This is a genomic window from Serratia sp. CY27727, from assembly GCF_052169275.1.
GTDB classification, from domain to species: domain Bacteria; phylum Pseudomonadota; class Gammaproteobacteria; order Enterobacterales; family Enterobacteriaceae; genus Serratia; species Serratia sarumanii.
Genome location: NZ_JBJNLB010000010.1, coordinates 73,479 through 86,515 on the forward strand (window position 1 = coordinate 73,479; position 13,037 = coordinate 86,515).

Here is a 13,037-nt window from a genome sequence, read left to right on the forward strand (position 1 = left end):
GTTATTGCTCCTCCATGTTCAGCGGGAAGTGGCAGGCGAAGAAGTGGTTTTTGACCGGGCGCAGGCGTGGCGTTTCGATACACTTCTTCTGCGCGTAAGGGCAGCGCGGCCCCAGACGGCAGCCGATCGGCAGGTGTTCCAGCGAAGGAATGGCGCCCGGCAGCGTGTTCAACCGGCTCTTGTGCGGCAGCGAGCGGCCGAAGTCAGGCATGGCGCGGATCAGCGCCTGGGTGTAAGGGTGGTGCGGCGCCGCCAGCAGCTCTTCGCACTGGGCGCTTTCCACCGTTTGCCCGCAGTACAGCACGTTCACCCGGTCGGCCCATTTGCTCATCATCTGCAAATCATGGCTGATCAGCAGGATGGTGGTGTTGTTGTTCTGATTGAGGCGCGCCAACAGGCGGAAAATCTGCGCCTGGGTGGTCGGCTCCATGGCGTTGGTTGGCTCATCGGCGATCAGCAGGCGCGGCTGGTTGGCCAGCGCGATGGCGATCATCACTTTCTGACACTCGCCTTCGGTCAGCTCGTACGGGAAGCTGCCCATGATGTCGTCGTGATCCTTGATGCCGACGCGGTGTAGCAATTCGATGGCGCGGCGTTTGCGCCAGTTGAAGCGCTGCCACCAGTGGCCTTTATAAGTCCAGCCCGGGATCGCCTGCGCCAGCTGGCGGCCGATGCTCTCGGAAGGATCGAGACAGGACTGCGGCTCCTGGAAAATCATCGAGACGTTGTGGCCCACCAGCCTGCGCCGCTCGCGCGGGCTCAGCTGCAGCAGATCGATGTCGTCGAAGCGGAAACGGTCGGCGGTGACGCGCCAGTTGTCTTTGGTTACGCCGCAGATGGCCTTGGCGATCAGGCTCTTGCCGGAGCCCGATTCACCCACCAGGCCGCGCACCTCGCCCTCGGTCAGCGTCATGCTGACGCGATCGACCGCCTTGACCGGCCCTTCGGCGGTCATAAATTCAATCGTCAGATTGCGGATATCGAGTAACGGCATTATTCCACCCCGGCATTGATTGCGCGGCGCATACCGTCGCCTAACAGGTTAACCAGCAGCACGCTGACGAGGATGGCCGCGCCGGGCAGCATCACCGTCCAGGGGGCGACGTACACCAGCTCGAGCGAATCGCCGAGCATCGCTCCCCATTCCGGCGAAGGCAGCTGCGCGCCGAGATCGAGGAAGCCGAGCGCGGCGATGTCCAAAATGGCCATCGACAGCGCGCGGGTGAACTCGGTCACCAGCACCGCGGCGATGTTCGGCATGACGGCGTACCACAGGATCTGCAGCGTGGAAGCGCCGTCGAGCCGCGCCGCCACCACGTACTCTTTCTCCAGCTCGTCGTGCACCGCGCTGTAGATGGTGCGCACCATGCGCGGCAGCAAGGCGAGCCACACCGCCAGCATGGCGTGTTCAAGTTTGGGGCCGATAAACGCCACCACCACGATTGCCAGCAGCAGCGAGGGAATGGACAGCAGGGTATCGAGGATGTGGTTGAGCACCGCCGAGCGCAGCCCGTGGGTGACGCCGGCGAACACGCCGAGGATCACCCCGCAGAACGCCGCGGCCAGCGTCACCGCCAGCGCCGAGCCGAAGGTGGCGGCAGTGCCGGTCAACAGGCGGCTGAGGATGTCGCGCCCGAGATCGTCGGTGCCGAGAAAGAACGACACGTTGCCGTAGCGCGACCAAGACGGCGGTAGCAGCTGATAGCCGAGGAACTGCTGATCCAGCGCGTAGGGCGCCAGCAGGCTGCCGAACAGCGACAGCAGCAGCAGGGCGATCACCCCGTAAAAACCGATCATCGCCAGCGCGTCGCCGTAGAAAATCCGCCAGGTGTAGCGCAGCGGGCTCGGCATTTTTTTCTCGCGGTATACGTTATCGAAGGGCATACCATTCCTTATGTTTCAGCGGGTTGGTTGCCGCACCCAGAATATCGGCCAGGACGTTAATGGTGATCACCAGCGTGCCGACCACCATGACGCCGGCGGAGATCGCCGCATAGTCCTGCTGGCGAATGGCGTTGATCAGCCAGCGGCCGAGGCCCGGCCAGCTGAACACCACTTCGGTGATCATCGCCAGCGTGAGCATGGTGGAGAACTGCAGCCCCAGCTTGGGCACGATCGGCGGCAGCGCGTTGTGCAACACGTGGCGGCGAATGATGGTGAAGCGCGACAGACCGCGGGTGGCGGCGGCCTTGATGTAGTTTTGGCTCAGCACGTCGTCGGTGCTGATGCGCATCAGGCGCACCACTTCGGTGGTGGGCGCCACCGCCAGCGCGGCGATCGGCAGGATCATGTGGCGCAGGGCGCTGCCGATCATCTCGGCGCGGTACGGCGAGTCCGACAGCCAGGCGTCGATCAGCGCGAAACCGGTGATCGGCTTCACCTGATACAGCAGGTCGAAACGGCCGGATACCGGCAGCCAGCCCAGATGCAGCGAGAAGAACAGCATCAGCAGCAGCGCCAGCCAGAACACCGGCATCGAAAAGCCCAGCAGCGCGAAGGTGCTGATGGCGGTGTCCTGCCACTTGCCGCGCAGCACGCCGGCGATGATGCCCAGCGGAATGCCGATAAACAGCGCCAGGGCGAAGGCCAGCAGGCACAGTTCCATGGTGGCCGGGAACACTTCACGCAGCTGTTCGCTGATCGCCTGGCCGTTGATGCTGGAGACGCCGAAGTCCCAGTGCAGCAGGCTGACGAAGTAGAACTGATAGGCGTCCAGCAGGGCGGCGCCGTTCAGCGGCGCGCGCGGCGTGAAATAGCTCAGGCTGAAGCTGACCAGCGTCAGGAAGAACAGCGTGATCAGCAGCAGCAGAATGCGGCGCAGGGTAAAGATAATCACTTTTTCACCTCCGGCGCGGATTCACGGTACACCCCGGCGAACGAGGCGTTGCCGAACGGGCTCAGCACCAATCCCTTGATGTCGTAGCGGTAGGCCTGCAGCCGCAGGGAAGAGGCCAGCGGCAGCACCGGCAATTGCTGCTCGAGGATCTTCTGCGCCTTGCGGTAGTTGTCGATGCGCTGAGACAGCTGCTGCGACAGCAGCGCGTTCTGCAACACCTCGTCGAAGCCCGGGTCACACCAGTGAGCATAGTTGGTTTGCGAACGGATTGCCGCGCAGCTCAGCAGCGGCCGGAAGAAGCTGTCCGGGTCGTTGCTGTCGGTGGCCCAGCCGGTCAGGGTCAGATCGTGGTTCATCTCCATCAGGCGCGCCTCCTGGAAGCGGCCTTCCACCGGCACAATGGTGACGTTGATGCCCACCTGGCCGAGATCGGCCTGGATCAGTTCGGCGGTCTTCAGCGGGCTCGGGTTGTAAGACTGCGAGGCGGTCGGCACCCACAGCTTCAGGTTCAGCTGGCTGACGCCGGCCTGCCGCAGCATTTCGCGCGATTTGGCCGGATCGTACTCGGTGACGTGCGCGTCGTTGTCGTAGGCCCAGGAGGCGCGCGGCAGGATCGAGGCTGCGGTTTCCGCCGTGCCGTAATAGATCGATTGCATCAACCGCTGGTTGTTGATCGCCAGCGAGATCGCCTGGCGCACGTTGAGGTTGTCGAGCGGCGGCTTGCGGGTGTTGAACGCCAGATAGGCGATGTTCATCCCCGGGCGCAGCGTCAGGCGCAGGCGCGGATCGTCGCGCAGGATAGACAGCTGGCTCGCCGCCGGATAGGCCAGCACGTCGCACTCGCCGGTCAGCAGTTTGGAGAGGCGGCCGGTGCCGCCGGCGCCCAGATCGATCACCACCTGCGGCATGCGCGGCAGGCCTTTCCAGTAGGCGGCGTTGCGCGCCAGGCGAATATATTGCCCCGAGCGGTATTCGTTGAGCAGGAACGGGCCGCTGCCGACCGGCTCGCGGTCGATCAGCTCCTGATGGCCTTCGCGCGTCAGCGTGTCGGCGTATTCGGCGGACAGCACCGGCGCGTAGTGGGTCGCCAGGTGCCACAGGAACGAGGCGTCCGGCGACTGCAGGCGGATCTCCACCGTATAGTCGTCGAGCTTTCTCACGCTCTGCACCGAATCGCCGAACTGCAGGCTGTCGAAATAGGGGTATTCGCCGCCGTTGACGTCGTGATACGGGTGTTTTTGGTCAAATACGCGCGCGAAGCTGAACACCACGTCGTCGGCGTTCAGCTTGCGGGTGGGCGTAAACCATGCGGTGGTCTGGAACGGCACGTCCTTGCGCAGATGGAAGCGGTAGGTGGCGCCGTTGTCCAGCACTTCCCAGCTTTGCGCCAGCTCGGGGATCAGCCGGTAGGTGTAGGGATCGACATCCAGCAGGCGATCGTACAGCTGGGCGGCCAGGGTATCCACCGTCAGGCCGCTGCTGGCCATTTGCGGGTTGAAGGTATTCAGTATGCCGCTGACGCAATAGACAAAGCCGCTCTGGCGAATGTCCGGCAACGGGGCCGCGGCGGGCGCGGGCGGTGTTGTTGTGGCCAGGGCGGAGCCGGTAAAGCACAACGACACTATCCAAAGGGGTAAACCACGCATAGAGGCTCATGGGTTAATCAGCAATAGCGTTAGTGTATCGCACTCTGACCGGCAGCCCAATCCATTGAGCAAAATCGCTGAGTTTTCTGCGACTTGATTAATCAGGTTGTTCGCGATCGTGAAAAAAATCTTATTTGATATGTTATAACATAACAAAATCATGATACCGTTCCCCGGCAAAGTCACAATAACGCAAGGGGATGTATGAACGAAGTTGCACTTCCACCACGCCGTTCGCTGCCGGACGCTCAGGCATGGCGCGGCGAAATGAGTGATGTCGGGCTCGATTGGGTCGGGATGCAAGGGATCGCGCTGCCGCTGGAGCTGGCCGGCAAGCCACTGATGGCCAAGGTCGACGCCGGCATCAACCTGCGCGCCGAAGCGGCGGGCGAACGCGGCATTCACATGTCGCGGCTGTATCTGGCGCTGGACGAATTGACGCAGGGCGAGCTGACGCCGCAGCGCCTCGGCCGAACGCTGCAGGCCTTTCTGGATTCGCAGCCGGAACACAGCGATCGCGCCAGCCTGACGCTCAGCGGCGAGCTGCTGCTGTCGCGCCCGGCGTTGCTGTCGCCGCAGCGCGGCTGGAAGGCTTACCCGCTGCGCATCGAGGCCACCCTGACGGACAGGCTGACGCTGGCGCTGACCGTCGGCGTACCTTACTCCTCGACCTGCCCGAGTTCGGCGGCGCTCAGCCGTCAGTTGGCGCAGCAACAGTTTCAGTTTGATTTTGAACAGGCGGCGGAGCGGATCAGCCAACGGCAGGTGAGCGAGTGGCTGTTGGAGCAGGGAATGCCGGCCACCCCTCACAGCCAGCGCAGCTGGGCCTGGGTCACCGTGACGCCCGAGAATGAACGGGCGTTCGAACCGGTGAAATTGATCGATCGCATCGAACACGCGCTGGGCACGCCGGTACAAACGCTGGTGAAACGCCGCGACGAACAGGCCTTCGCGCTGGCCAACGGGCAGAACCTGATGTTTTGCGAGGACGCGGCGCGGCGTCTGTATCGCATGCTGCGCAGCCAGTGCGATTACCGCGCCTTCTCGCTGCGTGTCGAGCATCAGGAGAGCCTGCATGCCCACAATGCGGTGGCGGAGCTGAGCTGGCGGGGAGAAAATCATGCTGCGTAAAAATCCCAGCGGCCATCTGCCGCAGGTCTCGCCGCTGGCCTACATCGATCCCACCGCCATTATCTGCGGCCGGGTGATCGTCGAAGATTTCGTCTACGTCGGCCCGTATGCGGTGATCCGCGCCGACGAGTTGAACGCCGCTGGCGACATGGAACCGATCGTCATCGGCTCGCACTCCAATATTCAGGACGGCGTGGTGATCCACTCCAAGAGCGGGGCGGCGGTCATCATTGGCCGTTACAGCTCGATCGCCCACCGCGCCATTGTCCACGGCCCGTGTCGCATCGACGATCGGGTGTTTATCGGTTTCAACAGCGTGCTGTTCAACTGCCACATCCAGTCCGGCTGCGTGGTGCGTTACAACGCGGTGGTGGACGGCGTGACGCTGCCGGAAAACCGCTATATCCCCTCGACCGAGCGCGTAGGGCCGGACAGCGACCTGTCGCGCTATCGCCAGGTCGATCGCGGCGCGCTGCAGTTTTCGGAAGAAGTGGCCGCCACCAACGTCGAGCTGGTGCGCGGCTATCAGGCATTACGCAATGAATTTTAATGAGGCTCCCATGAAACAACTTCCCGTGACCGTGCTTTCCGGCTTTCTCGGCGCCGGCAAGACCACGGTGCTGAACCACATCCTGAACAACCGGCAGGGCATGCGCGTGGCGGTGATCGTCAACGACATGAGCGAAGTGAACATCGACGCCGCGCTGGTGGAAAATGCCGTGCATCTCGATCGCCAGGAGGAGAAGCTGGTGGAGATGAGCAACGGCTGCATTTGCTGCACGCTGCGCGAAGACCTGCTGGTATCGGTGCGTGAGCTGGCGCAGGACGGGCGCTTCGATTATCTGTTGATCGAATCGAGCGGCATATCCGAGCCGCTGCCGGTGGCGGAAACCTTTACCTTCGAGGACGAAAAGGGCGAAAGCCTGTCGCAGTTCGCCCGGCTGGATACTCTGGTGACGGTGGTCGACGGGGTGAATTTCATCCAGCAGTACCAGCGGGCGCAAAGCCTGCAGGAGGCCGGCCAAAGCCTGGGCGAGGACGATCTGCGCAGCGTGGCGGATCTGTTGATTGAGCAAATTGAGTTCTGCGACGTGATGCTGGTCAGCAAGACCGATCTGTTGACGCCAGCCCAGCAGGGCAAAGTGATGGCGCTGTTGGCCAGCCTGAACCCCGATGCCCGCATTGTGCCGATCGCGCCGGGTAAGCTGCCGCTGGAGGCGGTGCTGAATACCGGCAGCTTCAGCTTTGAAAAGGCGCAGCAGGCGCCCGGCTGGCTGAAAGAGCTGCGCGGCGAACACGTGCCGGAAACGGAAAACTACGGCATCAGCAGCTTCGTCTATCAGGCGCGGCGGCCGTTTGCGCCTGACAAGTTTTACCGCGTGATCAACGGCGACTGGGGCGGCGGCAAGCTGCTGCGCTCGAAAGGCTTTTTCTGGCTGGCGACGCGGCCGCGGCAGGCCGGGCAGTGGAGCCAGGCCGGCGGCATCGCCCACTACGGCCTCGCGGGCACCTTTTGGCGCGCCATCCCGCAAAAGAACTGGCCGCAGGATCCCGAAGCGCGGGCGCACATTCAGGAAAAATGGGTGGAGCCGTTCGGCGACATGCGCCAGGAGCTGGTGTTTATCGGCCAGCATCTGCAGCAGGCGACGATCGTGCGTTTGCTGGACGAATGCCTGCTGAGCGACGATGAAATGGCCGCCGGCGTGGACTACTGGCTGGACATGGCTGACCCGTTCCCTGAGTGGTAATTGCGCAATCTTCGTGTGGAAATGAGAAAAATTCTCAACAAAGTGCTTTACAGACGATACTGATAACTATTATCATCGCCTGGCAGTTCACGGAAGGCCACAGTTTGCGGCTCTGATGTGGAAGGCACGACATTGCTCACATTGCTTCCAGTGTTTTTTAAGCCAGCTCGGGTGCTGGCTTTTTTTTTGCCTGTTATTCCTCGTCCGCTTCGCCGTTTTGCAGCAGCGCATGTTTTTTCAGCATGCCGCGCAGCTGATGATAGGTGAGCCCCAGCAGCTGCGCCGCCTTGCGCTGATTGAAACGCCCCTGCTGCAGCGCCGCTTCGATCAATACCTTCTCCTGCTCCAGCTGCCAGTTTTTCAAATCCAGCGGCAGCGCCGGTAACGCGCCGGCGCCTTCAGGGGCGGGGGCGACCGGCGCCGCCTCACGCGGCGCAAACGGGTTGATGATGATTTCGTCAAGCGGGCTGTCGCTGTGGCCGTGACGATAGACCGAACGTTCGACCACGTTTTTCAGTTCACGCACGTTGCCCGGCCAGCCATATTCGAGCAACGTTTGCCTGGCGCGTTCGGTAAAGCCGGGAAACAGCGGCAGCGCCAGTTCGCGGCACATTTGAATGGCGAAATGCTCGGCCAGCAGCATGATATCGGGCCGCCGTTGGCGCAGCGGCGGCAGCTGCACCACGTCGAACGCCAGCCGATCCAGCAGATCGGCGCGGAATTTGCCCGCCGCCGCCAGCGCCGGCAGATCGTCGTTGGTGGCGCACACCAGGCGCACATCCACCCGCAGCGGCTGGCTGCCGCCCACGCGCTCCAGCTGGCCGTATTCGATCACCCGCAGCAGCTTCTCCTGCACCAGCATCGGCGCGGTCGCCAGCTCATCGAGGAACAGCGTGCCGCCGTCGGCGCGCTCGAAGCGCCCCAGATGGCGTTTCTGCGCGCCGGTAAAGGCGCCGGCCTCGTGGCCGAACAGTTCGGAATCCAGCAGGTTTTCATTCAGCGCCGCGCAGTTGAGCGAGATGAACGGCCCTTGCCAGCGGTTGGAAAGGTAGTGTAGGCGGTGGGCGATCAGCTCCTTGCCGGTACCGCGCTCGCCGATCACCAGCACCGGTTTGTTCAGCTTTGCCACCTGGGAGACTTGCTCCAATACGTCGACAAAGGCGTTTGCCTCGCCCAACAAATTCTCTGGCTGCTCGTTCATGATGAAATTCGCCAATGTTTGGTGAAAATAATCACTCTACAGCAAGCGCGCAGAGAGTCAAAAAATAATATCCATTATTTATCAATGATATAAAAGTTGGCACGAGTTTTGATTATATCTTCAGGCAAGCTGTACGACTTAACGCGGCGCTTCAGACGCCATCAGAACCAAGAGGAAGTGAATTATGGGTATTTTTTCTCGTTTTGCCGACATCGTGAACGCCAACATCAACACCCTGCTGGATAAGGCGGAAGATCCGCAGAAGCTGGTGCGGTTGATGATCCAAGAGATGGAAGACACGCTGGTTGAAGTTCGTTCTACGTCGGCGCGTGCGCTGGCGGAGAAAAAGCAGCTGCTGCGTCGCATTGAGCAGGGCGAAAGCCAGGTAGGCGACTGGCAGGAAAAAGCCGAACTGGCGCTGCGCAAAGATAAAGAAGACTTGGCCCGTGCGGCGCTGATCGAAAAACAAAAGGTGGTCGATCTGATCGCCACGCTGACGCAAGAAGTGACGACCGTAGAAGAAACGCTGGCACGCATGAAGAGCGAAATCGGTGAGCTGGAAAACAAGCTGACCGAAACCCGTGCGCGGCAGCAGGCGTTGGCGCTGCGTCATCAGGCCGCGTCTTCCTCCCGTGAAGTGCGCCGCCAGCTCGACAGCGGCAAGCTGGATGAAGCGATGGCGCGTTTCGAACAGTTCGAGCGCCGCATCGACCATATGGAAGCCGAAGCGGAAAGCATCAGCATCGGTAAAAAGAAGTCGCTGGACCAAGAGTTTGCCGAGCTGAAAGCCGACGACGCCATCAGTGAGCAGCTGGCGGCGCTGAAAGCCAAGATGAACCGCTCAGAGTAAGGCGAACCGCGGCCACACGTCGGAGGTGGCCGCCTATCCAGGACCCGATAAGAAGGAATAACAATGAGTGCTTTATTACTTGCCATTCCGCTGACAATTTTCGTGCTGTTTGTCGCGCCGATTTGGCTTTGGCTGCATTACAGCAATCGGCAACAGACCGGCATCCAGCTGAGTCAGCAAGAAATGCAGCGCCTGGCGCAGCTGGCGGAAGACGCCAAACGCATGCGTGAACGCATTCAGGCGCTGGAAGAGATCCTTGATGCGGAACACCCGAACTGGAGACAGTCCTGATGAGCATGACGCTGGGCAGTAAAAAGCTTTATCGCGTTCCCGAAGAAGGCATGGTGAAAGGCGTCTGCGCCGGTTTGGCCCACTATTTCGACGTGCCGGTGCGCCTGATCCGCGTGATGGTGGTGCTGTCGCTGTTCTTCGGGCTGTTTTTCTTCACGCTGGTGGCCTATATCGCGCTGGTGTTCGTGTTGGACGAAGCGCCGGCCAGCCGTTTCGAAGGCGAGCATCAGAAGACGCCGCGCCAGCTGCTCGATCAGCTGGAATATGAGTTGGGCAGCGGCGAGCAGCAGCTGCGTCAGGTCGAGCGCTACGTAACGTCCGATACCTTCGGCGTGCAGAGCCGTTTCCGCAAGCTGTAACCCTTCTTGCGATGCCCGGCCTGCGCAGGCCGGGCATCTTCGCCGCCGTTATCCCGTTGAATGTAAAATTAATCGTCTTGTGCCGGAGGGCATTGTCATGAATAAAATCGATGTTGCGAACACCGCCAGAACGGGTGGATTTAAACGAGGAGCGGCGGCAATGTTGAAGACATTGGCTAAAGTCATCATCATAGCGTTATTGAACTATGGCCCGGCGGGCGCCGCCGGCTGGCTGTTGAAGACCGTCGGCCGCAAACCGGTGCGCTTCGTGCTGGCGCTGGTGCTGGAACCGCTGTTCCGTAAAGGCCTGAACAAGGCATTCGGGCGTTACGTCAAGGAGAGCAATGAAACGACTGCAAAATGAGTTAACCTCGCTGGTCAACCGCGGAATGGATCGCCATCTGCGCCTGGCGGTGACCGGCCTGAGCCGCAGCGGCAAAACCGCTTTTATCACCGCCTTCGTCAACCAACTGCTGCATGTGCACAGCGGCGCGCGCATGCCGCTGTTTTCACCGGCGCGCGAAGAGCGCCTGCTGGGCGTCAAACGCATCCCGCAGCGCGATCTCGGCATCCAGCGTTTCACCTATGACGAAGGGCTGGCGCAGCTGTACGGCACGCCGCCGGCCTGGCCGACGCCGACGCGCGGCGTCAGCGAAATTCGTCTGGCGCTGCGCTACCGCTCCAACGACTCGCTGCTGCGCCACTTCAAAGACACCTCCACGCTGTACCTGGAGATCGTCGATTATCCCGGTGAATGGTTGCTGGATCTGCCGATGCTCGAGCAGGATTACCTGGCCTGGTCGCGCCAGATGGCCGGGCTGCTGCAGGGCGAACGCGCAGAATGGGCCAAACCCTGGCTTGAGCTGTGCAAAGCCTGCGATCCGCTGGCTCCGGCCGACGAAAACCGCCTGGCGGCGATCGCCCAGGCCTACACCGATTATCTGCTGCGCTGCAAAAGCGAAGGGCTGCACTTCATTCAGCCGGGGCGTTTCGTGCTGCCGGGCGACATGGCCGGCGCGCCGGCGCTGCAGTTTTTCCCGTGGCCCGACGTGGCCGCGTTCGGCGAATCGAAGCTGGCGCAGGCCGACAAACACACCAACATCGGCATGTTGCGCGCTCGCTTCAACTACTACTGCCAGTCGATCGTCAAAAACTTCTACAAAGAACATTTCGTCCGTTTCGATCGGCAAATCGTGCTGGTCGACTGCCTGCAGCCGCTCAACAGCGGCCCACAGGCGTTCAACGACATGCGTCTGGCGCTGACCCAACTGATGCAGAGCTTCCATTACGGCAAGCGCACGCTGTTTCGCCGCTTGTTCTCGCCGACCATCGACAAACTGATGTTTGCCGCCACCAAGGCGGATCATATCACCGCCGATCAGCACGCCAATCTGGTGTCGTTGCTGCAACAGCTGGTGCAGGAGGCGTGGCAGAATGCGGCGTTCGAGGGCATCAGCATGGATTGCGTCGGCCTGGCCTCGGTGCAGGCGACCGAGAGCGGCATCGTCGATCATCAGGGGCAACGCATTCCGGCGCTGAAGGGCAACCGCCTCGGTGACGGCGCGCCGCTGACGGTGTTCCCCGGCGAAGTGCCCGCGCGCCTGCCGGGGCCGGCGTTCTGGCAAAGCCAGGGGTTCCACTTCGATGAATTTCGTCCACGCGCCATGAGCGTGGACAGCCCGTTGCCGCACATCCGTCTGGATGCGGTGATGGAGTTTTTATTGGGAGACAAATTGCGATGAGCGAGCCGATCAAACCGCGTATCGATTTTGACGAGCCGCTGCAGCCGCCGCAGGAGCCGGCGTTGCGCGCCGGCGTCGCGTTCGATGCCGAACAGGCGGAAAGCTTTTTCCCGGCGGCGCCGGAGCTGCAGCAGGAAGAGGAAGAAGGGCGCGCCGAAGGCATCATTAACGCCGCGCTGAAACCGAAACGCAGCCTGTGGCGCAAAATGGTCACCGCTGGCCTGGCGCTGTTCGGCGTCAGCGTGGTGGCGCAGGGCGTGCAGTGGGTGCATACCGCCTGGGTGCAGCAGGACTGGATCGCCATGGGCGGCGGCGTGGCCGGCGGCCTGATCGTGTTCGCCGGCGTCGGTTCGGTGGTCACCGAGTGGCGGCGTTTGTATCGGCTGCGCCAGCGCGCGGAAGAGCGCGACGTGGCGCGCGAGCTGTTGCACAGCCACGGGCTGGGCCAGGGGCGCGAATTCTGCGAGAAGCTGGCGCGTCAGGCCGGGCTGGATCAGGGGCATCCGGCGCTGCAGCGCTGGCAGGCCTCGCTGCATGAAACGCAAAACGATCGTGAAGTGGTGGAGCTGTACGCCAAACTGGTGCAGCCGGTGCTCGACAACCAGGCGCGGCGCGAAATCAGCCGCTCCGCCGCCGAATCGACGCTGATGATCGCCGTCAGCCCGTTGGCGCTGGTGGATATGGCGTTTATCGCCTGGCGCAACATCCGTTTGATCAACCGTATCGCCGCGTTGTACGGCATCGAGCTGGGCTACTTCAGCCGCATTCGTCTGTTCCGGCTGGTGCTGTTGAACATCGCCTTCGCCGGCGCTTCCGAGCTGGTGCGCGAAGTGGGCATGGACTGGATGTCGCAGGATTTGGCGGCGCGGCTGTCGGCGCGCGCGGCGCAGGGCATCGGCGCCGGCTTGTTGACCGCGCGGCTGGGCATTAAGGCGATGGAACTGTGCCGCCCGCTGCCGTGGCTGGAAGGGGAAAAGCCGAAGCTTGGCGATTTCCGCAGCCAGCTGATCGGCCAGTTGAAAGACACGCTGAAAAAGAGCGACGGCAAGGCCAAATAATCCCGCACGGCGTTCTCAGGAGCGCCGCTTTCTCAATGGCGCCGACGCCGGACGTAATCGAGACTTGACGACAGTCGATCCCCCTGCGAGTGCGTGATAAATCTCTGCAAAATTAATTCTGGTTGTGATAACTCTCTGTTTGTAGTCTAAAATGACGCCGATACTGTTATTCGCT

At 61.9% G+C, this 13,037-nt stretch carries 14 protein-coding genes; 9 read left to right on the plus strand and 5 right to left on the minus strand.

Going from position 1 to position 13,037, the window contains the following annotated elements; all coding sequences use genetic code 11:
* Nucleotide 1: 1 nt before the first annotated feature.
* Genes sapD through sapA form a run of 4 tightly spaced genes read right to left on the minus strand, consistent with a single transcriptional unit; the run spans nt 2 to nt 4,482 of the window.
* The gene (sapD, locus tag ACJ8HB_RS20335) at nt 2-994 is read right to left on the minus strand and encodes a putrescine export ABC transporter ATP-binding protein SapD (protein ID WP_004930587.1); all 993 of its coding nucleotides are present in this window, start codon (nt 992-994) and stop codon (nt 2-4) included.
* On the minus strand, nt 994-1,884 hold the full coding sequence (sapC, locus tag ACJ8HB_RS20340; protein ID WP_004930580.1) for a putrescine export ABC transporter permease SapC: 891 nt from the start codon (nt 1,882-1,884) through the stop codon (nt 994-996). The genes sapD and sapC overlap by 1 nt, the downstream gene beginning before the upstream one ends.
* Nucleotides 1,871-2,836 carry a putrescine export ABC transporter permease SapB gene (gene sapB / locus ACJ8HB_RS20345; protein WP_004930575.1) on the minus strand — a complete coding sequence of 322 codons (966 nt, stop codon included), beginning with the start codon at nt 2,834-2,836 and terminating at the stop codon, nt 1,871-1,873. Before sapB ends, sapC begins: the two co-directional genes overlap by 14 nt.
* On the minus strand, nt 2,833-4,482 hold the full coding sequence (gene sapA, locus ACJ8HB_RS20350) for an ABC transporter substrate-binding protein SapA (RefSeq protein WP_047567243.1): 1,650 nt from the start codon (nt 4,480-4,482) through the stop codon (nt 2,833-2,835). The genes sapB and sapA overlap by 4 nt, the downstream gene beginning before the upstream one ends.
* Nucleotides 4,483-4,686: 204 nt before the next feature.
* Here sapA and folE2 point away from each other — a divergent pair, with 204 nt between their 5' ends.
* From folE2 to zigA, 3 genes are read left to right on the plus strand one after another with little or no spacing between them, the layout of a single operon-like run.
* Nucleotides 4,687-5,613, plus strand: a complete 927-nt coding sequence (gene folE2 / locus ACJ8HB_RS20355) for a GTP cyclohydrolase FolE2 (RefSeq protein ID WP_033653048.1) — start codon at nt 4,687-4,689, stop codon at nt 5,611-5,613.
* A complete protein-coding gene (locus tag ACJ8HB_RS20360) occupies nt 5,603-6,163 on the plus strand; it encodes a carbonate dehydratase (RefSeq protein ID WP_033634689.1) in 561 nt (186 codons plus the stop codon). The genes folE2 and ACJ8HB_RS20360 overlap by 11 nt, the downstream gene beginning before the upstream one ends.
* A gap of 10 nt (nt 6,164-6,173) precedes the next feature.
* Nucleotides 6,174-7,361 (plus strand): zinc metallochaperone GTPase ZigA, encoded by a 1,188-nt coding sequence (gene zigA / locus ACJ8HB_RS20365; protein ID WP_047567245.1) that lies wholly within the window; start codon nt 6,174-6,176, stop codon nt 7,359-7,361.
* Nucleotides 7,362-7,554: 193 nt separating this feature from the next.
* On the opposite strand, the gene pspF is transcribed toward zigA, so the two are convergent.
* Nucleotides 7,555-8,562, minus strand: a complete 1,008-nt coding sequence (pspF, locus tag ACJ8HB_RS20370) for a phage shock protein operon transcriptional activator (RefSeq protein WP_047567248.1) — start codon at nt 8,560-8,562, stop codon at nt 7,555-7,557.
* Nucleotides 8,563-8,746: 184 nt separating this feature from the next.
* Here pspF and pspA point away from each other — a divergent pair, with 184 nt between their 5' ends.
* The 6 genes from pspA to ACJ8HB_RS20400 all read left to right on the plus strand — a co-directional run bounded on the left by pspA (nt 8,747) and on the right by ACJ8HB_RS20400 (nt 12,862).
* Complete coding sequence (gene pspA / locus ACJ8HB_RS20375; protein WP_047567251.1) at nt 8,747-9,412, plus strand: phage shock protein PspA; 666 nt, start codon at nt 8,747-8,749, stop codon at nt 9,410-9,412.
* Nucleotides 9,413-9,475: 63 nt separating this feature from the next.
* Nucleotides 9,476-9,703: an envelope stress response membrane protein PspB gene (gene pspB, locus ACJ8HB_RS20380; protein ID WP_004930553.1), complete on the plus strand. Its 228-nt coding sequence runs from the start codon at nt 9,476-9,478 to the stop codon at nt 9,701-9,703.
* Nucleotides 9,703-10,062 carry an envelope stress response membrane protein PspC gene (gene pspC, locus ACJ8HB_RS20385; RefSeq protein WP_033643233.1) on the plus strand — a complete coding sequence of 120 codons (360 nt, stop codon included), beginning with the start codon at nt 9,703-9,705 and terminating at the stop codon, nt 10,060-10,062. Before pspB ends, pspC begins: the two co-directional genes overlap by 1 nt.
* 97 nt (nt 10,063-10,159) lie before the next feature.
* Nucleotides 10,160-10,426, plus strand: coding sequence for a phage shock protein PspD (pspD, locus tag ACJ8HB_RS20390; RefSeq protein WP_031299672.1), 267 nt, complete (start codon nt 10,160-10,162; stop codon nt 10,424-10,426).
* A complete protein-coding gene (locus ACJ8HB_RS20395; RefSeq protein ID WP_047567256.1) occupies nt 10,407-11,804 on the plus strand; it encodes a YcjX family protein in 1,398 nt (465 codons plus the stop codon). Before pspD ends, ACJ8HB_RS20395 begins: the two co-directional genes overlap by 20 nt.
* A complete protein-coding gene (locus tag ACJ8HB_RS20400) occupies nt 11,801-12,862 on the plus strand; it encodes a YcjF family protein (RefSeq protein WP_004930545.1) in 1,062 nt (353 codons plus the stop codon). The genes ACJ8HB_RS20395 and ACJ8HB_RS20400 overlap by 4 nt, the downstream gene beginning before the upstream one ends.
* Nucleotides 12,863-13,037: the final 175 nt, after the last annotated feature.

What these genes read in the sequence shown, in the direction of transcription:
- pspC (WP_033643233.1), top strand. Translation starts at nt 9,703, where the DNA reads ATGAGCATGACGCTGGGCAGTAAAAAGCTTTATCGCGTTCCCGAAGAA.
- sapA (WP_047567243.1), bottom strand. Translation starts at nt 4,482, where the DNA reads ATGCGTGGTTTACCCCTTTGGATAGTGTCGTTGTGCTTTACCGGCTCC.
- ACJ8HB_RS20360 (WP_033634689.1), top strand. Translation starts at nt 5,603, where the DNA reads ATGCTGCGTAAAAATCCCAGCGGCCATCTGCCGCAGGTCTCGCCGCTG.
- pspB (WP_004930553.1), top strand. Translation starts at nt 9,476, where the DNA reads ATGAGTGCTTTATTACTTGCCATTCCGCTGACAATTTTCGTGCTGTTT.
- pspA (WP_047567251.1), top strand. Translation starts at nt 8,747, where the DNA reads ATGGGTATTTTTTCTCGTTTTGCCGACATCGTGAACGCCAACATCAAC.
- pspD (WP_031299672.1), top strand. Translation starts at nt 10,160, where the DNA reads ATGAATAAAATCGATGTTGCGAACACCGCCAGAACGGGTGGATTTAAA.
- zigA (WP_047567245.1), top strand. Translation starts at nt 6,174, where the DNA reads ATGAAACAACTTCCCGTGACCGTGCTTTCCGGCTTTCTCGGCGCCGGC.
- ACJ8HB_RS20400 (WP_004930545.1), top strand. Translation starts at nt 11,801, where the DNA reads ATGAGCGAGCCGATCAAACCGCGTATCGATTTTGACGAGCCGCTGCAG.
- sapC (WP_004930580.1), bottom strand. Translation starts at nt 1,884, where the DNA reads ATGCCCTTCGATAACGTATACCGCGAGAAAAAAATGCCGAGCCCGCTG.
- folE2 (WP_033653048.1), top strand. Translation starts at nt 4,687, where the DNA reads ATGAACGAAGTTGCACTTCCACCACGCCGTTCGCTGCCGGACGCTCAG.
- ACJ8HB_RS20395 (WP_047567256.1), top strand. Translation starts at nt 10,407, where the DNA reads ATGAAACGACTGCAAAATGAGTTAACCTCGCTGGTCAACCGCGGAATG.
- sapD (WP_004930587.1), bottom strand. Translation starts at nt 994, where the DNA reads ATGCCGTTACTCGATATCCGCAATCTGACGATTGAATTTATGACCGCC.
- pspF (WP_047567248.1), bottom strand. Translation starts at nt 8,562, where the DNA reads ATGAACGAGCAGCCAGAGAATTTGTTGGGCGAGGCAAACGCCTTTGTC.